Below are 23,129 nucleotides of genomic sequence, written 5' to 3' on the forward strand. Positions count from 1 at the left end.
CGCCGAGCGGCGGCGGCTTGGTCGTCGGCAGGCCAGGCGCGATCGCCGGCGGCGCCGCGCCTGGCTTCTGCGCGATGGCCGGCGCAGCGACCAGCATCAGGCCAAGCATCAATCCACGGGCTACGCGCATGGTCCGCCTCCGGTCGTCGATCTGTGCGCGGAACCATGCCGCATGGTGCCGCCCTTCGCCACCCTGGCACCGACGCCTGGGCGGTGCCATCTGCGAGAGATGACAAGGGTTCCCTCCAAGCCCGGCCCCACCACGGCCGTTGCCGCCTTCCTCGACCGCCTCGCGACGATGCCGCAGGTGCGCCCGGCGGCCGGGCGTCCTGCGCGGTTGCTTTTCGCGGTGGACGCCACCGCGTCGCGCCAGCCCAGCTGGGACCGCGCCTGCCAGCTGCAGGCCGAGATGTTCGCCGCCGCGCAGGGCCTGGGCGGGATCGCGATCTCGCTGTGCTACTGGCGCGGCTACAATGAATGCGCGGCCACCCCCTTCCTGACGGATGCCGCGGAGCTCGGCCGCCGCATGGCCGGGGTGCAGTGTCGCGGTGGGCAAACGCAGATCCTGCGGATGCTCGCGCATGCCGAGAAGGCGCATCAGGCGGAGCGGCTGGGTGCCGTGGTCCTGGTCGGCGACGCCGCCGAGGAGCCCGCCGACCCGATCTGCCATGCGGCCGGCGAGCTGGGGCTTCGCGGGGTTCCGGTGTTCACCTTCCTCGAAGGCCAGGACCCCGCCGCCAGCGCCTTGTTCCCCGAGATCGCCAGGCTTTCCGGCGGGGCCTTCGCCCCATTCGACCCGGCGAGTGCGGCGATGCTGCGCGATCTGCTGCGCGCGGTCGCCACCTATGCGGCCGGTGGCCGGCGCGCGATGGCCAGCCTGGAAAATCCCGCGGCGCGGCGTCTGGTCGCACAATTGCCGGCGCCGCGCTGATGCCGTTCGCGGCACTCGCCCTCGGAGCCCTGGCGCTGATCCTGCTGATCGCGTTGCTGAACGCCTTCGCGACGGCGCCGATCGAGCAGGTGAAGAAGACGGCGGCACTCGGCGGCGCCATGCTCGGCTGCGCGGCTATCGTGCTGCTGCTGGCGACAGGGCGCGGCGGACAGGTGTTCTGGGCGCTGGCGCTGTTCGGCCCGGCGGCCTGGCGGTGGTGGCAGGGCCGGCGCCTGGCGCGCCGCTTCGCCCAGCAGCCGGCGGGCGCGGACGCCTCACGCGTGGTGACCGCCACGCTGGACCTCGCACTCGACCATGCCACCGGCACCATGACCGGCCGGGTCCTGCGCGGGCCGCATGCGGGGGTGGCACTCGCGGACCTGTCGCTGGCCGCACTGCGCGAACTGCTGGCCGATTGCATGGGTGCGGATCCCGAAAGCGTGCCGCTGCTGGAGGCGTGGATGGACCGCGTGCACCCCGATTGGCGGGCAGAGCCGGCGCCATCCTCGGCACCGCTCAGCCGTTCCGAAGCCTTGGCGATTCTGGGCCTGGACGACGGCGCGACGGAGGCGGCGATCCGCGCCGCCCATCGCCGGATGATGCGCGCGGCGCATCCAGACCAGGGCGGCAGCGACTGGCTCGCCGCCCGGCTGAACGCGGCGCGCGACCTCCTTCTGGGCTGAGGAAGCCCTGCCAGGGCCAGATTGGGCCAGCTTGCGGAGCGGGCGAGAGACCGCCCCTCAACAAACATCGGGCTCGCGCGTTATGGTCCCGGGCTGCCATAAATCCGACGCCAGGACGTGGTCGCTTTCCCAACACGCCGCACGCCAGGAACTGTTCAGCATGAGCCTCAAGCCCCTCAAGAAAGCCGTTCTTCCGGTCGCCGGCCTCGGCACGCGGTTCCTGCCGGCCACGAAGGCCATGGCCAAGGAAATGCTGCCGGTCGTGGACAAGCCGCTGATCCAGTATGCGGTCGAGGAAGCCCGCGCCGCCGGTATCGAGCAGTTCTGCTTCATCACCGGGCGCGGCAAGACCGCGATCGTCGAGCATTTCGACGTCGCCTACGAGCTTGAGCGCACGCTGGCCGAGCGCGGCAAGCAGACCGAGCTCGATTTGCTGCGCGCGCAGGCGGTGCCGCCGGGGGCAATCGTCACGGTGCGCCAGCAGGTGCCGATGGGCCTGGGCCACGCGATCTGGTGCGCGCGTGCCTTCATCGGCGACGACCCCTTCGCCATCCTGCTGCCCGACGACCTGATGATGTGCGACGTCTCCTGCACGGCCCAGCTCGCCCGCGCCTATGAGGAAACCGGCGGCAACGTCGTGGCCATCGAGGAAGTGCCGCGGGATCGGGTGAACCGCTACGGGGTCCTCGACGTCGCCGAGGACAAGGGCCGGCTCGTCTCGGTCAAGGGCCTGGTGGAAAAGCCGCCCGTCGACCAGGCGCCGTCCAACCTTACGGTCATCGGCCGCTATGTGTTGATGCCGGAGGTGATCACCCATCTCGCCAAGATGGAGAAGGGTTCGGGCGGCGAGGTGCAGCTGACCGACGGCATGGCGAAGCTGATCGGCCATCAGCCGTTCCACGGCGTCCGCTACGAGGGACGGCGCTTCGACTGCGGCGACAAGGCGGGGTATCTGGAAGCGCAGGTGGCTTTCGCCCTGCAGCGCCCGGACATGGCGCCGGCGATGCGGGCAATCCTGAAGCAATACGCCTGAGCGTTCACACCCGGTCCCGATGGCGGGCGTTCAGGCGCCGGTCGTCAGGCGTGCGAGCTCCGCCTCCGCCGCCTCAAGCCGGGCCATGAGCGGGGCGAGGTCTGCCGCCGTGAAGCGCGGCGTGATGTGCTGCGGGCAGTTCCAATCGAAGCCCACGACATCGATCATGATGGCGCGCTCCGCGATGTCCTCGAGACCCGGCGGCGCCAGGCCCGCGACAAGGGCGGCATCGGCGCCCTCGGTCACCACGCGTGCATGGCCGAGGATCTTGAGACGCCGCCGCGCGGCGTAGTCCATCAGGAACAGCGACACTCGGTCGGAGGCGCCGAAATTGCCCACGCTGATGTGCTGACGGTTCCCGCGCAGGTCGGCGAAGCCAAGCAGCGTCGGGCCAAGCAGGCGGAGGAAGCCCGGCGGGCCCCCGCGATGCTGCACATAGGGCCATCCCGTCTCGGACAGGCTCGCCATGTAGAAGCTGTCGCGCGCGGCGATGAAGCCGGCTTCGGCGGCACCCAGGGCGCTGTCGTCACGCGCCTCCCGCGCGTAGGCGGGGCGCGACCCGATCCGCTCCTGCTCTGCCTTGACCCGCGGGGTGAAGGCGATGTCGGCGTAGTGGCGTCCCATGGCGATGGCTCCCGGCTTCGGCTGCCGCCCGATATGGCGCGCCTGCGAAGCCCGCGACAGCCGAGGGTCCCGAGAAGTACCGTTCCGGATTCTGCAAGTGCCGGAGCGCGAAACCCCGATCCGACGACGCCGCTAGCGCCGTGCGACGGTTCGCCGCTGGGGCTCGCGGTCGCCCTGTTCGATGCGCGCGGCGTTGCGGCTTGCCGTCTGGCGCAGCGGTGCACGCAGCGCGGGGCCGCCGCTGCGCGCCAGGGCGCTTCGCGAGGCGGCGGAACCACGCTGCCCGAGTTCGTCGCGCACGGTCACGCGGCGGTCGGCAACCGGCCCACGGGCTCCTGGGCGGCGAGACACGACGGGTTCCGGACGCCGACCCGAATACCGCGAGGCGGCGACGAACTCGGCGCCGCGGCCACGGCGCGCGGCGCTCTCCACCGGCAGGGTGTCGGCGCGCGCGCTCGGCACCAGGCCGAACGAGGGTCGCGCCGCGGCCATCGGCACTTCGCGCGGGCCGATGCCCAGGCGGGAGAAGCCGGCGTCGAGGATTTCCATCATATGGCGGTCGCGTTCGCGACTGGTGGCGCCGCCGAAGACGGCGGCGACCAGGCGCTGGCCGTCGCGCTGGACGCTGGTGACCAGGTTGAAGCCGCTGTCGTGGACGTAGCCGGTCTTGATGCCGTCCGTGCCGTCATATTCCGCGAGCAGGCGGTTGTGGTTCGCGATGACGCGGCCGCGGAAGCGGAACACATCGGCGGAGAAATAGTGGTAGTAGGTCGGGAAATCATCGCGCAGGCGACGACCGAGCAGGGCCATATCGCGGGCCGTCGTCACCTGCTCGAAATCCGGCAGGCCCGACGCGTTCCTGAAGGTCGTGCGCGTCATGCCGAGCGAACGGGCACGCTGGGTCATGACCTGGGCGAAGCGCTCCTCGTCGCCGGCCAGCATCTCGCCGATCGCGCAGGCGACGTCATTGGCGGAGCGGGTGACGAGTGCCAGGATCGCTTCCTCGACCGTCAGGCTGGAGCCCGCCGGAATGCCGAGCTTCGACGGTGGCTGCGCGGCCGCCTCGCGGGACATGGTGATCGGCGTGTCGAGCCGCACGCGACCGGTCCGGAGCGCCTCGAACAGCATGTAGAGCGTCATCATCTTGGTGAGCGAGGCCGGATGGCGATACTCGTCGGCGTTGGCCGCCATCAGCGTGGTGCCGGTGCGCGCATCCTGGACGATCGCGGCGTAGCGGTCGCTGCCGATCTGGGCATCCGCTTGCTGGGGGCAGGCCAGGACCGCGATCATCGTCAGGACCATGAAGGCGCGGGCGAACCCGACGCGAGAGGGCCGGGATCCGGCGAAGCGCAGCAGCACCATGGAACCTTCCCCAACGGCCAGCGCCGCCCTTCGGCTGTCCAGATCGGACGCGCATGGTTTACCGGAACGAGGCTGCGCCTGTCCAGCTTCTCCGGCGATGTTCCAAATCTGGCCAACAGGTTAAAGGTTCAGGCTGCGCCCGGCCCGCAAGACGCTGCAAGGGCAGACAGACTAATTTTTATGCTGCACTGCAAAAAACCCTTGCATCGCTGGTTGTGGCTCTCCTAGAACACTCATGTTGCACCGCAGCAAAACGGCTCGCCGGACGTGTTCCGGCTGTCGGCGTGCAACGCAGGTGTGGTCGGAGATCCGGGAAGCCGGTCTCCAGCAAAATGAGGTAGGGCGGCAATGAGCGGCACCACCAAGGGACGCGCGCCAGCGCGCGGCAAGACTGCGATCGTGGCGGCAGGCGCTGTGCCGGATGAGTCCGCCCCGATGATGACGCCGGTCGCTGAGCCGCCGGCGCCACAATCTCTCGAAATCGCCGATGCGTTCCCCGCCTCGGCCATTCTGACCAGCGAAGTGAAGGAGACCACCATGTCCATCGAGACGAACGTGACGAACATCGCGGCGGATGCCGCCTCGAAGACCAAGACGATGATCGACCAGACCACCGTCCAAACCCGCGCAACCATGGAGAAGACAATGGAACAGGCAACCAAGGCCGCCGAAGGCATGATGAAGGCCGCCGAAGAGGCCGCCGAATTCGGCCGTGGCAACATCGAAGCCATGACCAAGGCTGCCCAGCTCTGGGCGACCGGCACCCAGGACCTCGCGCGCCAGTACGCCGCGGTCGCCCAGGGCTTCGCCGATCACGCCATGGAGAGCGCCAAGGCTCTGTCCTCCGTGAAGAGCCTCAAGGAAGCTGCCGACCTGCAGGCGTCCTTCGCCAAGGCCGCGTTCGAGAAGTCCTCGTCCGAGACCACGAAGTTCCAGGAAGCCGTGCTGCGCCTGACGGAATCCGCCTCGGCGCCGATCACGGCCCGCATGCAGATCGCGATGGAAAAGCTCTCCAAGCCGATCGCGGCCTGATTTTTCGGCCGCTGTTTCGGCGGCCGATCCCCGCGCCGGCCAGGCTTTCTGGCCAGCGCCGCCCGACTGGCTCGGTGCCGCATCCCTCCCCGAGGGAAGCGACGCCGGGCCTTTCGCGTTGCCGTCCACGGAGCCCCGCTCCGAGGCCACACCGGTAAACGCTTGTTTCATGCGACGCGTGGCACTTCACCGGCGCAGCAAACATCCGATATCGTAGGATGACCGACCGGCCGACGTGCCGGCGAGAACCATCTGAAACGAGACAGCACCCAGGCCATGAGCATCCAGCAGCCATGAGCGACCAAGACAAACGCAACAACGGCCCCGGCAACGGCGACGGTCCGAACACCGGCGTCGTCGTCAAGACCCGCCCGCGCACCAAAAAACCGGCGATGTACAAGGTGTTGATGCTCAACGACGACTACACGCCGATGGAGTTCGTCGTGCATGTGCTCGAGCGCTTCTTCCAGAAGAACCGGGAAGAGGCCACGCGCATCATGCTGCACGTCCATCGCCGCGGCGTGGGCGTCTGCGGCGTCTTCACCTATGAGGTCGCCGAGACGAAGGTGACGCAGGTGATGGACCTGGCGCGGCAGAACCAGCATCCGCTGCAATGCACGATTGAGAAGGAATAGTGCCGTTACACTTGGTCGCGGTGCGGCTTTTTTCGTTGGGGGTGCCAAAGGCTTTCCGGCATCCTACATGACGAAATGACGACGACGGCCCCGCGCACCGCCTGCGCGCACCCGTTCCAGGGAGCGTAAATCACCATGCTGTCCCGAAACCTCGAACAGACGCTCCACCGTGCCCTTGGCCTCGCCAATGACCGCCGGCACGAATACGCGACACTCGAACACCTGCTTCTCGCCCTTGCGGAGGATGCCGACGCCACGACCGTGCTCCGCGCCTGTGGCGTGGACATCGAGAAGCTCAAGCGCGACCTCGGCGAGTTCCTCGACAAGGATCTCGCCGGCCTCGTGACCGACCGCTCGGGCGACCCGAAGCCCACCGCGGGTTTCCAGCGCGTGGTCCAGCGCGCGGCGATCCACGTCCAGTCCTCCGGGCGCGACGAAGTGACCGGTGCGAATGTGCTTGTCGCGCTGTTCTCCGAGCGCGAGAGCCATGCGGTCTATTTCCTGCAGCTGCAGGACATGACGCGACTCGACGCGGTGAACTTCATCAGCCACGGCATTGCCAAGGCGCCTGGCCGGTCGACCCCGCGCCCGGTGCAGGGTTCGACCCCGCCCGAGGAGCCCAACGAGCGCGAGGAAAAGCCGCAGCGGGCGCCCCGTGGCCAGGACGCGCTGACCAATTACTGCGTCAACCTCAACAAGAAGGCGCAGGCCGGGAAGATCGATCCCCTGATCGGCCGTGACTCGGAAATCGAGCGCACGATCCAGATCCTGTGCCGCCGCACGAAGAACAACCCGCTCTATGTCGGTGATCCCGGCGTGGGCAAGACGGCCATCGCCGAGGGTCTGGCCAAGCGGATCATCGAAGGCGACGTGCCCGAGGTGCTGCTGAAGTCGACGATCTACGCGCTCGACATGGGCTCGCTGCTCGCCGGCACGCGCTATCGCGGCGATTTCGAGGAGCGGCTGAAGGCCGTGGTGAACGAGCTCGAGGCGCAGCCGGGCTCGATCCTGTTCATCGACGAGATCCACACGGTGATTGGCGCCGGCGCGACTTCGGGCGGGGCGATGGATGCCTCGAACCTGCTCAAGCCGGCGCTGGCGCAGGGCACGCTGCGCTGCGTCGGCAGCACGACCTACAAGGAGTACCGGGTCTACTTCGAGAAGGACCGCGCGCTGGTGCGGCGCTTCCAAAAGATCGACGTGAACGAGCCCTCGATCGAGGACACGATCAAGATCCTCACGGGGCTGAAGTCCAACTACGAGAAGCATCACAAGGTCCGCTACACGACCGAGGCCATTCGCGGTGCGGTGGAGCTGGCGGCGAAGTACATCCATGACCGCAAGCTGCCGGACAAGGCGATCGACGTGATCGACGAGGTCGGCGCATCGCGGATGCTCCAGCCCGAGAGCAAGCGGCGCAAGACGGTAACCTTGAAGGATGTCGAGGACATCGTCGCGAAGATCGCGCGCATCCCACCCAAGTCGGTTTCCACCGACGACAAGGAGGTGCTCAAGAACCTCGAGCGCGACCTGAAGTCGATGGTGTTCGGCCAGGACAAGGCGATCGAGGCGCTGTCGGCGGCGATCAAGCTGTCCCGTGCGGGGCTGCGCGATGCGGAGAAGCCGATCGGGAACTACCTGTTCTCGGGCCCGACCGGCGTCGGCAAGACCGAGGTGGCGAAGCAGCTCTCGAAGACGCTGGGCATCGAGCTGATCCGCTTCGATATGTCCGAATACATGGAGCGGCACAGCGTTTCGCGTCTGATCGGCGCCCCGCCTGGCTATGTGGGCTTCGACCAGGGCGGCCTGCTGACCGACAGCATCGACCAGCATCCGCACGCCGTGCTGTTGCTCGATGAGATCGAGAAGGCGCACCAGGACCTCTACAACATCCTGTTGCAGGTGATGGACCACGGAAAGCTGACCGATCACAACGGCAAGACGGTGGATTTCCGCAACGTCATCCTGATCATGACCACGAATGCCGGCGCGGCGGACCTTGCGAAGAACACGATCGGCTTCGAGCGGACGACGCGCGTGGGCGAGGATACGGAGGCGATCACCCGCATGTTCACGCCCGAGTTCCGCAACCGCCTGGATGCGATCGTGCCGTTCGCGGCGCTGAGCCAGGAGATCGTGGCGCAGGTCGTGGAGAAGTTCGTCATGCAGCTGGAGGCGCAGTTAGCCGACCGCAACGTGACGATCGAGCTGTCTTCGGGTGCCAAGGAATGGCTGGCTGAAGCAGGCTATGATCCGCTGTATGGCGCGCGTCCGCTGGCGCGGGTCATCCAGGAGCACATCAAGAAGCCGCTCGCCGAGGAGCTGTTGTTCGGCAAGTTGGCCAAGGGTGGCGCGGTGAAGGTGGGCATGAAGGACAAGGCTTTGACCTTCGAGTTCATCGAGGCCGCGGTGCCGGCGCTGCCGCGCCCCGAAGAGGGCGAGGGCGATTCCGAACCCGCCACGGAGTCGGCGAGCTGAGTCCCTCGCCTAAGTAGCCAAAAATAAAAGAATGGGGTCCGGGGAAATTCCTTTCCCCGGCCTTTTTTTATGCGCCTTCCCGCGCCGCCGTCGCCAGCTTATCGGCCCTCTCATTCATCACATCCCCCGCGTGCCCGCGCACCCATTTCCATTCGATCTCATGCGGCTTCGCCGCCGCCAGCAGCCGCTGCCACAGCTCCATATTCGCCACCGGATCACGCTTGGCATTGCGCCAGTTGTTCCGCACCCAGCCATTCACCCAGCGACTGATGCCGTTGCGCACGTATTCGCTGTCGGTATGCAGCACCACGCGACAGGGCCGCTTCAGGGCCTCAAGCGCCGCGATCGCTGCCATCAATTCCATGCGGTTGTTGGTGGTCGCTGCGTCGTAGCCGGAGAGTTCGCGCTCGGCCGCCCCGAAGCGCATGACGGCGGCCCAACCGCCAGGCCCCGGATTGGGTTTGCAGCCGCCATCCGTCCAGATCTCGACGGTTCGCGTCTCGGCGTCAGAGTCCATAGGCGTCGGGTCCCCGGGCGGCCGCGTGGAAGCGCAGGCGCCGGACGTAGTCCATCGGGTCCTTGCGCGTGACCATTGCGCCCTCCGGCGTGTTCGCCCAGTCGAACAGGCGGGTGAGTGCGAAGCGGATGGCGGCACCTCGGCAGAGCACGGGCAGCGCCTCGATCTCCGCCTGGCTCAGCACGCGCCGGGCGCGATAGCCGGCGAGCAGGGCGCGCGCCTTGGTGACGTTGAAGGCGAAATCCGCCTCGAAGCACCAGGCATTCAGGCAGACGGCGATGTCGTAAGCGAGGAGGTCCGTGCAGGCGAAGTAGAAGTCGATGATGCCGGAGACGCGCGGGGTCTTGCCGTCGTTGAGGAAGAAGACGTTGTCGGGGAAGAGGTCCGCGTGGATCTGGCCGACCGGTAGCACGCGGGGCCAGTCTTCCAGCACCTGGTGAAGGGCGGTTGAGAGCTCCTCGAAGACGCCCTCGGCGGGCATGGCGCCACCGCGGCATCGGTTCAGCAGGGGTAGCCAACCAGACGGGCCCAGGGTGTTGGCGCGACTGCCGGAAAAATCGCCGGCGGCATCGTGCATGGCGGCGAGCGCCGTGCCGAGCGGCCCACAATGCTCGGGGCGCACGCGGCGCGGCCAGACGCCGGGGAGGAAGGTGCAGATCGCAGCCGGACGATCGGCGAGGCTGCGCAGTGCCTCGCCATCCGCACCCTTGACCGGAACCGGGCAGGCAAGGCCGCGGGCGGCCATGTGATCCATCAGGCCCAGGAAATACGGCAGCTCCGCGGGGTCGACGCGTTTCTCGTAGAGCGTGAGGATGAAGTCGCCCGCTTCGGTCTTGAGCGCGTAGTTGGAATTTTCCACGCCCTCCGCGATGCCACGGAACGCGACCAGTTCGCCGAGCGCGTAGGACGCCAGGAAATGCCGCAGCGCTTCGTCGGTGACCTCGGTGTAGACCGCCATCAGGCGCCCGCCAGCGCGCGTGGCAGGCGGAAGATCACGTCCTCCACCGCCACGGTGACCTCCTCGCACACCACGTCGAAGCGCTCGGCCAGTTTCGCCAGGACTTCCTCGACCAGCAGTTCCGGCGCGCTTGCGCCAGCCGTGACGCCGATGGTCGCAAGGCCGTCGACCAGCGACGGATCGAGCTCCGCGCCACGCTGGACCATGATGGATCGCGGCGCGCCGGTGCGCAGCGCCACTTCGCGCAGGCGCACGGAGTTCGAGGAGTTCGGCGCGCCCACCACGATGACCATCTCGGCGCGCGCGGCGACCGCCTTGACCGCGGCCTGACGGTTCGTGGTGGCGTAGCAGATGCTGTCCTTGACGGGCGCCTCGATCCCCGGAAAGCGCGTCTGCAGGGCGGCGACGATCTCGGCCGTGTCGTCGACGGACAAGGTGGTCTGCGTCGTGTAGGCGAGTGTCTGCCCCTGCGGCACGACAAGGCGCGCGACCTCTTCGACCGATTGCACCAGGCTGACCGCGCCCGGGGGAAGCTGGCCCATGGTGCCCACCACCTCCGGGTGCCCGGCATGGCCGATTAGCAGCAGGTGGCGCCCGGCGGCGAAATGCCGCTCCGCCTCGCGGTGGACCTTGCTGACGAGCGGACAGGTCGCGTCGAGGAAATAGAGCTGCCGCTCGGAGGCCGCGGCCGGGACCGATTTGGGCACGCCATGGGCGGAGAACACGACCGGCTGGCCGTCGGCGGGGATCTCGTCGAGCTCCTCGACGAAGACCGCGCCCTTTTTCTCCAGGCTCTCCACGACGAAGCGGTTGTGTACGATCTCGTGGCGCACATAGACCGGCGCGCCATGCCGGCGGATCGCTTCCTCGACGATCTTGATGGCGCGATCGACCCCGGCGCAGAAACCGCGCGGACCTGCGAGAAGGACGGTAAGGCGGGGCTTTGCTGCGACGGTCATGACGGTCCTGGGTCTGGCCGATGGGGCATCGGCACAGTAGAGATGGCGAAGCCCCGGAAAAATAGCAAAGGGGAGGAGAGCGATATGCGGCTGCACCATGGGCTTGCGCTGGCGGGGGTTATGGCGCTCGGCGCATGCGGGAGCGAGACGACGCGCACGGCGCCCTGCCCGCGCATCACGCTGCTGCGCGACGGGGCAGACCTTACGCGGTTCCGCGCCGGTGCCGGCCAGGATCTGTCGGTGATGACGGCCGATGCGCGCCTGTCCGGCTTCGAGGCACGCTGCGACTTCGCCGATCGCGGCCGGTCGATCGCGGTCGACATCACGCCGCGCTTCGCGGTGGAGCAGGGGCCCGCGGGTACCACGGCCTCGGTCGACCTGCCGTGGTTCGTGGCCGTCAGCGATGACCGCGATACGCGGATCCTGGACCAGCTGGACTACACGACCCGTGCTGCCTTCCCGCCCAATCAATCCCGCGCGCTCACGCTCGGGGAGCGCGTCCGCCTCACGCTGCCGGCGAGCGAGGTCGAGACCTTCAACGTGCGGGTCTCGTTCCGCCTCACCGCCGAGGAGCTCGCTTATAATCGTCGGCGCGGCGTGCGCTAAAGGACCCCCGCCGCACCCGCTCGCGCCTTGCTTTCGCCACCGCACTCGGGCATCACAACAGCTCCCGTCGATTCCGCGCGGGAGAGAGCCTCGCTGCGAGGCCGCCGAAGGCGCAACCGGCCCCCGGAAACGCTCAGGCCAAAGGACCGCGCGGGGAAGGGAACTCTGGAAAGCTCGGCGCGCGATCGGCGCCGGCACCGACGGAGTAAGGCACCCCCGGTCAACGGCCGGTGCCGAATCTCTCAGGTCCCAGGACAGAGGGGGGTCACGGACTGAACCCCAAAGCCGCACCCGTGCGGCCGGAGCAACCGTGACCGAGACCCTGCGCGAGACACCTTTGGCCGAGCTGCACCGCGCGTTGGGCGGTCGCATGGTGCCGTTTGCGGGCTATGCCATGCCGGTGCAGTACCCGGCCGGCATCATGGCCGAACACCTTCATTGCCGTGCGCGCGCGGCGCTGTTCGATGTCTCGCACATGGGGCAGGCGGAGCTGGTGGGCACAGAAGCTGCCGTGGCGCTGGAGACGCTGACGCCGGCCGACGTGCTTGGCCTGAAGCCGAACCGCCAACGCTATGCGCTGCTCACGAACGAGGACGGCGGCATCCTCGACGATTTCATGGTCGCCAACCTGCCCACGCCCGAGGGCGGGGAGCGGCTGTTCCTGGTGGTGAATGCCGGCAACAAGGATGCGGATTTCGACCGCATCGCCGCGCATCTCCCGCCTGGTCTGCGGCTGCTGCGGCGCGAGGATCGCGCCCTGCTGGCGCTGCAGGGGCCCGAGGCGGTGGCCGCCATCTCCGAACACGCGCCCGGTGTCAGCGCGCTCGGCTTCATGGGCATCGTCGAGACCACGCTGTTCGGGGTTCATGCGATCATCTCGCGCTCCGGCTATACGGGCGAGGATGGCGTCGAGATTTCCGTCCCCGGCGAACGCGCTGAGGAGGTCGCCCGCGCCTTGCTCAAGCTCGATGGCGTGCTGCCAGCCGGGCTCGGGTCGCGCGATTCGCTCCGCCTCGAAGCCGGTCTCTGCCTGCACGGCAACGACATCGACGCGACCACGAGCGCCGCGGAAGCGGGGCTGCTCTGGAGCGTGGGGAAGCGTCGCCGCATGGCATGGGATTTCCCGGGTGCCGCGCGCCTGCGCGACGAGCTGGCGCAGGGCCCGCGACGCCGCCGCGTCGGCCTGCGCCCGGAAGGGCGCCAGCCGGCCCGCGCCCACAGCATCATCCAGACCATCGACGGCACGCCCGTCGGCGAGGTGACCTCGGGCGGCTTCGGCCCGAGTGCCAACGCGCCCATCGCCATGGGCTACGTCGCACCGGACTACGCCGCCGACGGCACCGCGCTCGAGATCCTGGTGCGCGGCAAGGCGCTGCCCTGCCGCGTCGCCGCCATGCCCTTCATTCCCCACCGCTACGCACGCTGACCGGAGACCCATCATGGCCGAGACAAAATTCAGCAAAGACCACGAATGGGTGCGGCTGGAAGGCGACGCCGCGACCATCGGCATCACCGACCACGCGCAGAACGCGCTGGGCGACGTGGTGTTCGTCGACCTGCCGGAGGTCGGCCGCGTCGTCGCCGCCGGCGAGGCCTGCGCCGTGGTCGAGAGCGTGAAGGCGGCGTCGGATGTCTATGCGCCCATCGCCGGACGCATCGTCGAGGTGAACCACGCGCTCGCGGAAGCGCCGAACCTCATCAACAGCGCGCCGACCGGCGAGGGCTGGTTCTTCCGGATCGAGCCGAGCGTGCACGCCGAGTTCGAGTCCCTCATGGACGAGGCGGGCTATGCGCGCTTCGTGGAGAGCATGGCGTGACCCATCTCGACGAGCTGGCACTGCTTGAGGATCGCCAGGAGTTTTCGCGCCGTCACATTGGCCCGAGCCAGACCGAGATCGACGCCATGCTGAAGGTCGTGGGCGCCGCGTCGCTCGCGGATCTCGCGGCGCGCACGGTGCCGGCCGACATCATGGGCATGGACCTCGCGGTCCTGCCGCCCCCCTCGACCGAGGCGGAGGTCATCGCCGAGCTGCGCGAACTCGCCGGCCAGAACCGGGCGGACATCAAGTCGCTCATCGGGCAGGGCTATCACGGCACGCACACGCCACCGGTCATCCTGCGCAACGTCCTCGAAAACCCGGGCTGGTACACCGCCTATACGCCCTACCAGGCCGAGATCGCGCAGGGTCGTCTCGAGGCGCTGGTCAATTTCCAGACCATGGTCTGCGACCTGGCCGGCCTGCCGGTCGCCAACGCCTCGCTGCTCGACGAGGCGACCGCCGCGGCGGAAGCCGTCGCGATGGCGCATGCCGCGACGCGGGGCAAGGTGAACACCCTGATGATCGCGGCCGACGTGCACCCGCAGACGCGCGCGGTGATCGCCTCGCGCGCGGCGCCGCTCGGCTATGACGTGCGCATCGTGCCGGTGGGCGGATTGCTCGCCGCGATCGACGCCGCAAGGCCGTTCGCCCTGGTCCTGCAATACCCGGGAACCACAGGCGAGGTGCGCAACCTCGCACCGGAGATCGCCGCTGTGCAGGGCGCGGGCGGACTCGCGATCGTCGCGGCCGATCCCTTGTCGCTTTGCCTGCTCACGCCGCCGGGCGAGATGGGGGCCGACATCGTCGTCGGGTCCACGCAGCGCTTCGGCGTGCCGATGGGGTATGGCGGTCCGCATGCCGGGTACATGGCGGTGAAGGACGCCTACAAGCGGCTGATGCCGGGCCGGCTCGTCGGCGTCTCGGTCGATGTCGCCGGTGCGCCGGCGATGCGCCTCGCGCTGCAGACGCGCGAGCAGCATATCCGCCGCGAAAAGGCGACATCCAACATCTGCACCGCGCAGGTGCTGCTCGCGGTCATGGCGGGGATGTATGCGGTGTGGCATGGCCCCGACGGCCTGGCGCGCATCGCCCAGCGGGTGAACCTGCAGGCGCGGCTGCTGGCCGGCGCGGCCAAGGCCGCCGGCTTCTCCCTGGCGCATGAGGCGTTCTTCGACACCATCGCCATACAGGCCGGCGAGCGTGCCCCGGCCCTGGTGCAGGCGGCCCTCGCGCGCGGCTTCAACCTGGCGCCGCACGACGCCGGCATCGTCGCCATCGCGCTCGACGAGACGGTCACGCGCCGCGACCTGGACGCGCTTTGCGACGCGATCGCCGAAGTGGGCGGCAGCACGGCTGATCTCGGCGAGGCGGCGGCCAGCATCCCGGCACCCGTCGTGCGGACCTCGCCCTATCTGACGGCCGAGGTGTTCTCGACGCATCGGTCGGAGCACGCGATGCTCCGCTACCTCAAGCGCCTCGAGGACAAGGATGTGGCGCTGAACCGCTCCATGATCCCGCTCGGCTCCTGCACCATGAAGCTGAACGCGACCGCGGAGATGATCCCGGTCACCTTCCCCGGCTTCGCCAACATCCATCCCTTCGTGCCGGTCGGGCAGGCGCGCGGCTACATCACGCTGGTCGAGCGGCTTTCGGCCTGGCTCTGCGCCATCACCGGCTTCGCGGCCGTTTCGCTGCAGCCCAATGCCGGCAGCCAGGGCGAATATGCCGGGCTGCTTGCGATCCGCGCCTGGCATCTCTCGCGCGGCGACCGGCGGCGCGACGTCTGCCTGATCCCGTCCTCCGCGCATGGCACGAACCCGGCCTCCGCGGTCATGGCGGGGATGAAGGTGGTGGTGGTGGGATGCGACCGCGACGGCAACGTCGACCTCGGCGACCTGCGCGCCAAGGCGGAGCAGCATGCCGACGATCTCGCCGCGCTGATGGTGACCTACCCTTCGACCCATGGCGTGTTCGAGGAAGCGATCCGCGAGATCTGCGCCCTGGTCCACGCCGAGGGCGGCAAGGTCTACATGGACGGCGCGAACATGAACGCCCAGGTCGGGCTCACCAGCCCGGCCAGCATCGGCGCCGATGTGTGTCACCTGAATCTGCACAAGACCTTCTGCATTCCCCATGGCGGCGGCGGCCCGGGCGTCGGCCCGATCGGCGTGACGGCGGAGCTCGCGCCCTTCCTGCCGGGCCATCCGCAGCTGGCCGAGGCCGGGCCGGCCGACAGCGGCATCGTCATCTCGGCGGCGCCGTTCGGCAGCGCCGCGATCCTGCCGATCAGCTACGCCTATATCCGCATGATGGGTGCCGAAGGCCTGACGCGCGCCACCGAGGTCGCGATCCTCAATGCCAACTACATTGCGCGCCGGCTGGATGGGCATTTTCCGGTGCTGTATCGCGGCGCGAAGGGCATGGTCGCGCATGAATGCATCCTCGATTGCCGCGGCTTCGGCCAGGGTGGCGGGGTGCTGGTGGAGGACATTGCCAAGCGCCTGCAGGATTACGGCTTCCACGCGCCGACCATGTCCTGGCCGGTCGCCGGCACGCTCATGGTCGAGCCGACCGAGAGCGAGCCCAAGGCCGAGATCGACAGGTTCTGCGAGGCGTTGATCGCCATCCGCGCCGAGATCCGCGCGGTGGAGCGCGGCGAGGCGGACCGGGTCGACAACCCGCTGAAGAACGCGCCGCACACCGCCGCCGAGGTGATGGCCGACAGCTGGCCACACCCTTATTCGCGCGAGCAGGCGGCCTTCCCGCTGCCTTACGTGCGGGCGAACAAGTACTGGCCGCCGGTCAAGCGCGTGGACAACGTGCATGGCGACCGGAACCTCGTCTGCACCTGCGCGCCGCTCGAGGAATACGCCCAGGCGCAGCAGCTGCAGGCCGCTGAGTGACACGACCCTGGCGACGCCTCGGGTCCCGGTCGTTGGTCCGGGACCAGTGGATCGACCTGCGCGCAGAATCCTGGGTGACCGGCCGCGGCGCCGCGCTCGACCCCTGGTACATGCTGCACTGGCGGCCCTGGGTGCATGTGGTCGCGATCACGCCGGATGAGCGTGTCGTGATGGTGCGGCAGTTCAGGCCTGGCGCGGAGGCGGCGATGCTCGAGCTGCCGGGCGGCGTGGTGGATGAGGATGGCGAGGGCTCGGTGCGCGCTGCCGCCGAACGCGAGCTGTTGGAAGAGACCGGGTTCGCGGCTGAGGGTTTTTCGGAATATGCCGCGCCGTTCAACGACCCGGCGCATGCCACGAACCGCGTGCATTTGTTTTTCGCGCTGAGCGCCCGTCGCGTGGCCGAGCAGGCCCTAGACGTGGCCGAGGACATCGAAGTGGTGCTGGTCCCGGTTGCCGAGGTGATCGCCGGACTGCCGCAGGGCCTTGTGGCGCATGCGAGCCACATCGGCACCCTTTACCTCGGCCTGCTCGCTGCCGGCCGTATCGTGGTGACGCCCACGTCGCAAAAATAAAAGAAGAGCGTATCGTATGCGTCTGAGGGGGGAATTCTTTCCCCCCGTCCTTCTTCAATTCCCGAACCGCACGAGCCGCAGCTGGATGTAGTTATCTGCCGTCTGCACGACGTTCCACCCCTGCCGCACCGCCCAGACGATCTGCTGCTGATGCAGCGGAATATAGGCCACGTCGTCCCGGATCACGCCGGACGCCTCGCTGATGAGGCGCTGCCGCGTTGCCTGGTCGGTCTCGACGCCGATGCGGTCGATCAGCGTATCCAGGCGCGGGTTGGAATACCCACCATTGTTGAACACGCCGCGCGACCCGTCGCGCGTGCCCGAGAGGCTGAACAGGGCGTTGTGCGCATCCGACGTCGCCGGGGTCCAGCCGAGCAGATAGAAGCTGGTGTTGTAGCGCGGCCCGTTGACCTCGGCGAAGAAGCGCACGCGGGTCTGGGCGTTCAGCGTCACCCGGATGTTGATGCGCGCCAGCATGGCGACGACAGCCGTGCAGATGCCCTCGTCATTCACGTAGCGGTCGTTTGGGCAATCCAGCGTGACGCCGAAGCCGTTGGGGAAGCCGGCCTCGGTCAGCAGCGTGCGGGCGCGGGGCAGGTCCACGGCAGGGCGCTGGTCATCGGCCTCGACGAAGCCGTTCACGCCGGGCCCGTAGGTGAGGTTGGTCGGGCGCGACTGGCCGCGCATCACGCTGCGCTGGATGGCGGTGGTGTCGATGGCCAGCTGCATCGCGCGGCGCACCCGCACGTCCTGGAAGGGGTTGCGCCCGGTGACGTCGGACTTGAGCAGAACCGGCCGCATCTGGTCCATGCCGAGGTAGATGGTCCGCAGCTCCGGCCCCTGGATGATGCGCACGCCATTGGTGCGGGAGATCCGCTCCACATCCTGCGGCGGCACGGTGTAGACGAAATCGACCTCATTCGAGAGCAGCGCGGCCACGCGCGTCGCGTCGTTTGCCACGATGTTGAGCTCGGCGCGGGTGATGTTGTGGATCGGGCGATCCCACCAATTCGGGTTGGGCACCAGCACCGTGCGGCGGTCGGGCTCACGGCTTTGCAGCAGGAAGGGCCCGGTGCCCATGGCGTTGCGCGTCGCGAAGTTCTCCTCGCGCGTCGTGAGATCGGCGGGGCGCGTGGCGTTGTTCCGCTCCGCCCAGACGCGCGACATGATGCCCCAGTTGGTGATTTCCTGGAGCAGGATGGGGTTGGGGTTGGTGGTCTCGACCTCGATCGTGTGGTCGTCGATCTTGCGGATCTCCTTCACCGAGGCGAGGACGGAGGACATGTTCGAACCCGGCGCGCGCGTGCGCTGCGCGCTGAAGATCACATCATCGGCGGTGAAGGGCGTGCCGTCGGAGAAGCGCACATTCTGGCGCAGGTGGAAGCGCCACACCGTGGGCGAGACCATCTCCCAGCGCTCGGCGAGTGCCGCCTCCACACCCATCTCGCTGTTCCGGCGAACCAGCGGCTCGTAGAAATTGGAATTGAAGGCGAGCAGGAACGTCTCCTGCCGCGCATAGGGATCCATCGAGTTGACGTCGCCGTCATTGGCCCAGCGGAAGACGTTGGCGTCGGCGGCGAGGCTGGTGCCGGCAAGCAGCACGGCGGCAAGCGTCAGATGGCGCATCGGTGATCCCTGTCGCGTGGAGGTGTGGACCAGAACGCTACCCAAGAAACCGGCCGATGCAAACGGGGCGCCTGAGGCGTCCCGTTCCGTGCGTGCTCAGGCGGCGCGCAGCGCGCGTGGCAGGTCCGCGGTCGCCTTGCCGATCAGCGCGCCGTCCGCAGTCGCGTCCAGCTGTTCGGCGAGCACGGCGCGTGCCGCGGTGATGGCGACCTCGGCGGCAGCCTGGCGAACCGCGGTCACCGCACCGGCTTCGGCGGCGGCGATCCGGTCCATCGCCATACGCTCCCGACGCTGCGCCGCGGCCTCCGCTTCTGCGGCCATCGTCTGGCCGAGCTGCTCCGCTTCCTGCTTGGCGCGTTCGATCATCGCCTCGGCCTCGGCAAGTGCAGCCTCACGATCGGCGACGGCCTGGCGCAGCATGGCTTCGGCCTCCGAACGCAGGCGCGCGGCCTCTTCAAGCTCGGCGCGGATCCGCGCGGCGCGGCCATCGAGCGCTTCGGTAATCTTGCCCCAGGCGAGCTTGGCCACGAGGCAGACGAAGATGACGAAGCTGACGGCGACCCAGAATTTCGGGTCCAGCCAGAAATGTTCGTAGTGGTGTTCCATGGCTCAGCCCCCTGTGCGCGCGGCGAGCGCGGCATCGACGGCCCGGCCGACAGCGGCGTCATCGGCGCGGCCGGTGAGCTTCTGCAGCAGCCCCAGCGTCGTCTCGGAAGCCACTTCGCGCAGCGCACCCATTGCCGTGTCGCGGGCGCGGCCGATCTGCGCCTCGCTCTCGGCGATGCGCGCACTCAGCTTGGCGTTCAGTTCCTCGGCGCGGGCCTGCGCCTCGGCCGTGGCTTTCGCTGCGGCGGCGGCGATCGCACCTTGCGATTCGGCGCGCGCCTTCGCACTCGCGTCGCGCAGCGCCACCATCGCCGTATCGGCTTCGGCCTTCGCCGCACGTGCCAGGTTCAGGTCAGCCGCGATGCGGGCCGCACGGTCTTCGAGCACCGTCGCGACCTTGGGCAGCGCATAGGTCGACAGGATGTAATAGAGCGCCCCGAAGATGATCAGCAGCCAGACAATCTGGCCGATCATCAGCGGATTGGCGAAATCGAGCTGCGGCATCGCGCGCGCGTCCCCTTGCCTGTCGGTTCACGTCAAACGCCAGCCCGCGCCCCGAACGATCGAGGCGCGGCGCCGGGGTTCAGGTGAACAGGATGAGGAAGGCGATCAGCAGGGCGAACAGCGCGACGGCTTCCGTCAGCGCGAAGCCCAGAATGCCGATCGGGAACACCGCGTCGCGGGCGCCCGGGTTGCGCGCAACCGAGGTGACCATGGCGGAGAAGATATTGCCGATGCCGATGCCGACGCCGGCGAGAGCAATGACGGCGAGGCCGGCCCCGAGGGCCTTGGCGGCGAGCACATCCATGGAACTAATCCTTCCGTGAGAGAGGCTAGAGGGTGGGCGACGCTCAGTGCAGATGCACGGCGTCGTGGAGGTAGATGCTGGTGAGGATCGCGAAGACATAGGCCTGCAGGAAGGCCACCAGCACCTCGAAGCCGACGAGCGCAATGTTGATCGCCAGCGGCGCGGTCGAGCCCGCGATCCCGAGTGCGCCAGCGGAACCGAGCATCACCACGAAGGTCGCGAAGACCTTCAGCATGACATGGCCGGCGACCATGTTCGCGAACAGACGCACCGAAAGCGACACCGGCCGCGACAGGTAGGAGATGATCTCGATCGGGATGATCAGGGGTGCCAGCACGATCGGCGCACCCTCGGGGAAGAAGTAGGAGAACCAGTGCTTGCCGTGGATCGCCAGGCCGACGACCGTGATCAGCACGAACACGATCGCGGCGAGCGCGAAGGTGACGGCGATGTGGCTGGTGAAGGTGAAGGCATACGGCAGCAGGCCGAACATGTTGCCGAACAGCACGAAGGTGAACAGCGTGAAGACGAAGGGGAAGAAGCGCTTGCCCTCCTCGCCCACCTGTCCGACCACGAGGTTCCGCACGAACTCGTAGAGCATCTCCGCAGTGGCCTGCAGCCGGCCCGGGATCACGGCGCGCGCGCGCATGCCATAGGTGAGCAGGGCGATGATGAGCCCCGCCACGATGACCATGTGCAGATTGGATTGGGAGAAACCGATAGCCCGGCCCACCGGACCCAGCACGGGGGTGAGCGCGAACTGGCTCAGCGCGTCGATCGCATTACCCTCGGCAGCCACAGCGACCCCTCCTCGAACTCAGCGCGGTTTGGCGCCACCGCGTGGGCTGAACAGGCGATAGACGTTCAGGACCCCGGCGACGCCACCCATCAGAAAGAACACCAGGAAGAGCCAGGGCCAGGTGCCGAGCCAGCGATCCAGGATCGCCCCCAGCGCGATTCCGACGATGAGCGCCGAAACCACCTCGACCCCCGCGCGGAACCCCACCCCGTAGGGACTTGTCGGCTTGCCGTCGCGCTTTTCGGGCGCGATGTCGAGGCCCTGACGGGCCCTGGCTTGCCGAAGCCGATCCTCGAAGTTGTCTTGTTCAGCCACGTTTGCCCCCCCCAGCGGTTATCCCCGGAAGGCAACGCGCTCCTACGGTGCGAGGCGGGGGGTGTCAAGCAAGTGCGGGCCTGATTCGAGCGTAAAGATTGGGGGAAATGAATTTCCCCCAAACCCCCAATCTTTTATTTTTTATGACTTGGAGGTGGCGGCGCGGGAGCGCCCATCATGTGAGACAAGCATTGGTTCGCCAGGGGCCAGCTCTACGCTTCTGCCATCGCCACGGCCACGCCCAGATCGACGCTCAGAAGACGCGAAACGCCGCGCTCCTGCATGGTCACGCCATAGAGCCGGTGCATGCGCGCCATCGTCAGCGGGTGGTGCGTCACGATCAGGAAGCGGGTGCCGGATTCGGCGGCCATGGCGTCCAGCAGGTCGCACAGGCGCTCCACATTCGCGTCGTCGAGAGGGGCGTCCACCTCGTCGAGCACGCAGACCGGCGCCGGGTTGCAGCGGAACACGGCGAAGATGAGCGACAGGGCGGTCAACGCCTGCTCGCCGCCCGACAGCAGGCTCAACGTCGACAGCTTCTTGCCCGGCGGTTCGGCGAAGATCTCGAGTCCCGCCTCCAGCGGATCGTCGCTGCCGACGAGCGCGAGATGGGCGCGGCCGCCGCCGAACAGGCGCTCGAACAGCTTGCGGAACTCGCGGTCCACCCGGTCGAAGATGGTGCGCAGGCGGTCGCGGCCCTCGCGGTTCAGATGCCCGATCGAGCCGCGCAGCTTGGCCACTGCGGTGCCGATCTCCTCGCGCTCGGCGGTGATGGCGGCGATCCGGGCCTCGGCCTCTGCCATCTCGGCCTCGGCGAGCAGGTTGACGGGGCCCATCTCCTCGCGCTCGCGGATGAGGCGCTCCACCTTGCGACGCGCGCGTTCCTCGGCGGCGTCGGAGAGCTCCTCGGGCGGGGCGGGAAGGGTGGCCCCTTCGCCCAGGCGTTCGGCGATGCGGGCACTGACCGCGGCGGCCGCCGCATCGGCGGATTCGCGTGCCGCGTCGCCGCGCAGCAAGGCCTCGCGTGCCTGGGCGAAGGCGGCGTCGGCGGCACGCCGCGCCAACTGGCCGTCGCGCACGTTGGTGTCGGCGATCGCCAGGGCCTCGGCGCAGGCCGTGTGACGCGCCTCCGCTTCGGCCAGCAGCCGTGCTGCCGCGGCGCGTTGGGCGGCGGCGGCCTCGGGCAGCTCGGCAAGCGAGGCGCACTCCTCGGCGGCCGAAGACGCGCGGCGGTGTAGTTCGGCGAGCCGCATGTCGGCGGCGCCGGCGCGCGCGCGCCAGTTCTCGGCGTCCAGGGCCAGAATCTCGTGGCGATCGCGCAGCCGCGTGGCTTCCTGCGTCAGCGATCCGAGCGCGGCGCGCAACGCGGCTTCCTCGCCGCGCGCCTCGCCCGCCAGGCGCCGCGCCGCGTCCACATCCTGGCGGAGCCGAGCAAGGTCCGGCACCGCCGCGAAGGCCGCCTCGGCGATCGCCAGCGCCTCGCATGCCTCCACCGCTTCGCGCGCCTGGGCATCGCGCTGCGGGGCGAGGATGGCCTCGCGCCGCTCGGCATCCGCATGGCGTGTCGCAAGGAGGGAGGCTTCCTCGCGGAGGCGTTGGCAGAGTGCTTCCCCCTCGGCCAGCGCCGCCTTCGCGAGCGCCTCGTTGGTCGCGGCCACCCTCGCCGCCGCGCCGCATTCCCTGGCCCGGTCGCGCGCCGCGTCGAGCGGCGGAAGCATGGTCCACGCAGCACGCGCGGCGTCTTCGGCCGCATGCGCCGCGTCGAGGTCCTCGGCGATCCGCGCATGCTGCGGCGACAAGGCCGCGAGGCGCCCCTGGCTTTCCGCCGCGCGGGCCGGCAGGCGCTGGGCGGCGGCGCGGTT

22 protein-coding genes, 1 pseudogene and 2 riboswitches are annotated in these 23,129 nt (G+C 68.7%); of the genes and pseudogenes, 11 read left to right on the forward strand and 12 right to left on the reverse strand.

Features of this window, described 5'->3' with window-relative positions; all coding sequences use genetic code 11:
- Positions 1 to 229: 229 nt before the first annotated feature.
- From GXW79_RS20245 to galU, 3 genes are all read left to right on the forward strand, one after another.
- Positions 230 to 931, forward strand: coding sequence for a vWA domain-containing protein (locus GXW79_RS20245; RefSeq protein WP_211876267.1), 702 nt, complete (start codon positions 230 to 232; stop codon positions 929 to 931).
- Positions 931 to 1,614, forward strand: coding sequence for a J domain-containing protein (locus tag GXW79_RS20250; protein WP_211876268.1), 684 nt, complete (start codon positions 931 to 933; stop codon positions 1,612 to 1,614). Before GXW79_RS20245 ends, GXW79_RS20250 begins: the two co-directional genes overlap by 1 nt.
- Positions 1,615 to 1,774: 160 nt before the next feature.
- Positions 1,775 to 2,647 (forward strand): UTP--glucose-1-phosphate uridylyltransferase GalU, encoded by an 873-nt coding sequence (galU, locus tag GXW79_RS20255; protein WP_211876269.1) that lies wholly within the window; start codon positions 1,775 to 1,777, stop codon positions 2,645 to 2,647.
- Positions 2,648 to 2,677: 30 nt separating this feature from the next.
- Here galU and GXW79_RS20260 read toward each other — a convergent pair whose 3' ends face one another.
- Together GXW79_RS20260 and GXW79_RS20265 are read right to left on the reverse strand one after the other, a co-directional pair.
- Positions 2,678 to 3,271: a pyridoxamine 5'-phosphate oxidase family protein gene (locus tag GXW79_RS20260; RefSeq protein WP_211876270.1), complete on the reverse strand. Its 594-nt coding sequence runs from the start codon at positions 3,269 to 3,271 to the stop codon at positions 2,678 to 2,680.
- A 132-nt stretch (positions 3,272 to 3,403) separates the two neighbouring features.
- Positions 3,404 to 4,633 carry a D-alanyl-D-alanine carboxypeptidase family protein gene (locus GXW79_RS20265; protein WP_246504177.1) on the reverse strand — a complete coding sequence of 410 codons (1,230 nt, stop codon included), beginning with the start codon at positions 4,631 to 4,633 and terminating at the stop codon, positions 3,404 to 3,406.
- 348 nt (positions 4,634 to 4,981) lie between these two features.
- On the opposite strand from GXW79_RS20265, the gene GXW79_RS20270 reads away from it, so the two are divergent.
- The 3 genes from GXW79_RS20270 (at position 4,982) to clpA (ending at position 8,778) form a co-directional block, all read left to right on the forward strand.
- A complete protein-coding gene (locus tag GXW79_RS20270; protein ID WP_246504178.1) occupies positions 4,982 to 5,665 on the forward strand; it encodes a phasin family protein in 684 nt (227 codons plus the stop codon).
- A gap of 293 nt (positions 5,666 to 5,958) precedes the next feature.
- On the forward strand, positions 5,959 to 6,300 hold the full coding sequence (gene clpS / locus GXW79_RS20275; protein WP_211876271.1) for an ATP-dependent Clp protease adapter ClpS: 342 nt from the start codon (positions 5,959 to 5,961) through the stop codon (positions 6,298 to 6,300).
- A gap of 135 nt (positions 6,301 to 6,435) precedes the next feature.
- Positions 6,436 to 8,778: an ATP-dependent Clp protease ATP-binding subunit ClpA gene (gene clpA / locus GXW79_RS20280; RefSeq protein ID WP_211876272.1), complete on the forward strand. Its 2,343-nt coding sequence runs from the start codon at positions 6,436 to 6,438 to the stop codon at positions 8,776 to 8,778.
- A 67-nt stretch (positions 8,779 to 8,845) separates the two neighbouring features.
- On the opposite strand, the gene rnhA is transcribed toward clpA, so the two are convergent.
- From rnhA to ispH, 3 genes are read right to left on the reverse strand one after another with little or no spacing between them, the layout of a single operon-like run.
- A complete protein-coding gene (gene rnhA, locus GXW79_RS20285; RefSeq protein ID WP_211876273.1) occupies positions 8,846 to 9,295 on the reverse strand; it encodes a ribonuclease HI in 450 nt (149 codons plus the stop codon).
- Entirely contained in the window at positions 9,285 to 10,253 is a 969-nt protein-coding gene (locus GXW79_RS20290; protein ID WP_211876274.1) for a homoserine kinase, read from the reverse strand. Before GXW79_RS20290 ends, rnhA begins: the two co-directional genes overlap by 11 nt.
- The gene (gene ispH, locus GXW79_RS20295) at positions 10,253 to 11,212 is read right to left on the reverse strand and encodes a 4-hydroxy-3-methylbut-2-enyl diphosphate reductase (protein WP_211876275.1); all 960 of its coding nucleotides are present in this window, start codon (positions 11,210 to 11,212) and stop codon (positions 10,253 to 10,255) included. The genes GXW79_RS20290 and ispH overlap by 1 nt, the downstream gene beginning before the upstream one ends.
- Positions 11,213 to 11,296: 84 nt before the next feature.
- Between ispH and GXW79_RS20300 the strand changes: the two genes are divergently transcribed.
- From GXW79_RS20300 to GXW79_RS20320, 5 genes are all read left to right on the forward strand, one after another.
- Positions 11,297 to 11,818, forward strand: a complete 522-nt coding sequence (locus GXW79_RS20300; RefSeq protein ID WP_211876276.1) for a hypothetical protein — start codon at positions 11,297 to 11,299, stop codon at positions 11,816 to 11,818.
- Between the two features lie 68 nt (positions 11,819 to 11,886).
- Positions 11,887 to 11,977: riboswitch (glycine riboswitch) on the forward strand.
- A 4-nt stretch (positions 11,978 to 11,981) separates the two neighbouring features.
- A riboswitch (glycine riboswitch) is annotated at positions 11,982 to 12,078 on the forward strand.
- A gap of 50 nt (positions 12,079 to 12,128) precedes the next feature.
- Positions 12,129 to 13,244: a glycine cleavage system aminomethyltransferase GcvT gene (gene gcvT, locus GXW79_RS20305; protein WP_211876277.1), complete on the forward strand. Its 1,116-nt coding sequence runs from the start codon at positions 12,129 to 12,131 to the stop codon at positions 13,242 to 13,244.
- A 13-nt stretch (positions 13,245 to 13,257) separates the two neighbouring features.
- Positions 13,258 to 13,635, forward strand: coding sequence for a glycine cleavage system protein GcvH (gene gcvH, locus GXW79_RS20310; protein ID WP_211876278.1), 378 nt, complete (start codon positions 13,258 to 13,260; stop codon positions 13,633 to 13,635).
- A complete protein-coding gene (gcvP, locus tag GXW79_RS20315) occupies positions 13,632 to 16,541 on the forward strand; it encodes an aminomethyl-transferring glycine dehydrogenase (RefSeq protein WP_211876279.1) in 2,910 nt (969 codons plus the stop codon). Before gcvH ends, gcvP begins: the two co-directional genes overlap by 4 nt.
- 32 nt (positions 16,542 to 16,573) lie before the next feature.
- On the forward strand, positions 16,574 to 17,113 hold the full coding sequence (locus tag GXW79_RS20320) for an NUDIX hydrolase (RefSeq protein WP_211876280.1): 540 nt from the start codon (positions 16,574 to 16,576) through the stop codon (positions 17,111 to 17,113).
- Positions 17,114 to 17,167: 54 nt separating this feature from the next.
- Here GXW79_RS20320 and GXW79_RS20325 read toward each other — a convergent pair whose 3' ends face one another.
- The 7 genes and pseudogenes from GXW79_RS20325 to GXW79_RS20355 form a co-directional block, all read right to left on the reverse strand.
- Positions 17,168 to 18,739 (reverse strand): ABC transporter substrate-binding protein, encoded by a 1,572-nt coding sequence (locus GXW79_RS20325; protein WP_211876281.1) that lies wholly within the window; start codon positions 18,737 to 18,739, stop codon positions 17,168 to 17,170.
- A 96-nt stretch (positions 18,740 to 18,835) separates the two neighbouring features.
- Positions 18,836 to 19,345: a F0F1 ATP synthase subunit B family protein gene (locus GXW79_RS20330; protein WP_211876282.1), complete on the reverse strand. Its 510-nt coding sequence runs from the start codon at positions 19,343 to 19,345 to the stop codon at positions 18,836 to 18,838.
- A 3-nt stretch (positions 19,346 to 19,348) separates the two neighbouring features.
- Complete coding sequence (locus GXW79_RS20335) at positions 19,349 to 19,849, reverse strand: F0F1 ATP synthase subunit B family protein (RefSeq protein ID WP_211876283.1); 501 nt, start codon at positions 19,847 to 19,849, stop codon at positions 19,349 to 19,351.
- Between the two features lie 79 nt (positions 19,850 to 19,928).
- Positions 19,929 to 20,153, reverse strand: coding sequence for an ATP synthase subunit C family protein (locus tag GXW79_RS20340; RefSeq protein WP_211876284.1), 225 nt, complete (start codon positions 20,151 to 20,153; stop codon positions 19,929 to 19,931).
- A gap of 43 nt (positions 20,154 to 20,196) precedes the next feature.
- Positions 20,197 to 20,952, reverse strand: coding sequence for a F0F1 ATP synthase subunit A (locus GXW79_RS20345; protein ID WP_211876285.1), 756 nt, complete (start codon positions 20,950 to 20,952; stop codon positions 20,197 to 20,199).
- An 18-nt stretch (positions 20,953 to 20,970) separates the two neighbouring features.
- Complete coding sequence (locus tag GXW79_RS21855) at positions 20,971 to 21,267, reverse strand: AtpZ/AtpI family protein (protein WP_211876286.1); 297 nt, start codon at positions 21,265 to 21,267, stop codon at positions 20,971 to 20,973.
- Positions 21,268 to 21,479: 212 nt separating this feature from the next.
- Positions 21,480 to 23,129 (reverse strand): annotated as a pseudogene (locus GXW79_RS20355) (hypothetical protein); the annotation flags it as partial.

The sequence above is a fragment of the Plastoroseomonas arctica genome, assembly GCF_018128965.1.
GTDB classification, from domain to species: Bacteria; Pseudomonadota; Alphaproteobacteria; order Acetobacterales; family Acetobacteraceae; genus Plastoroseomonas; species Plastoroseomonas arctica.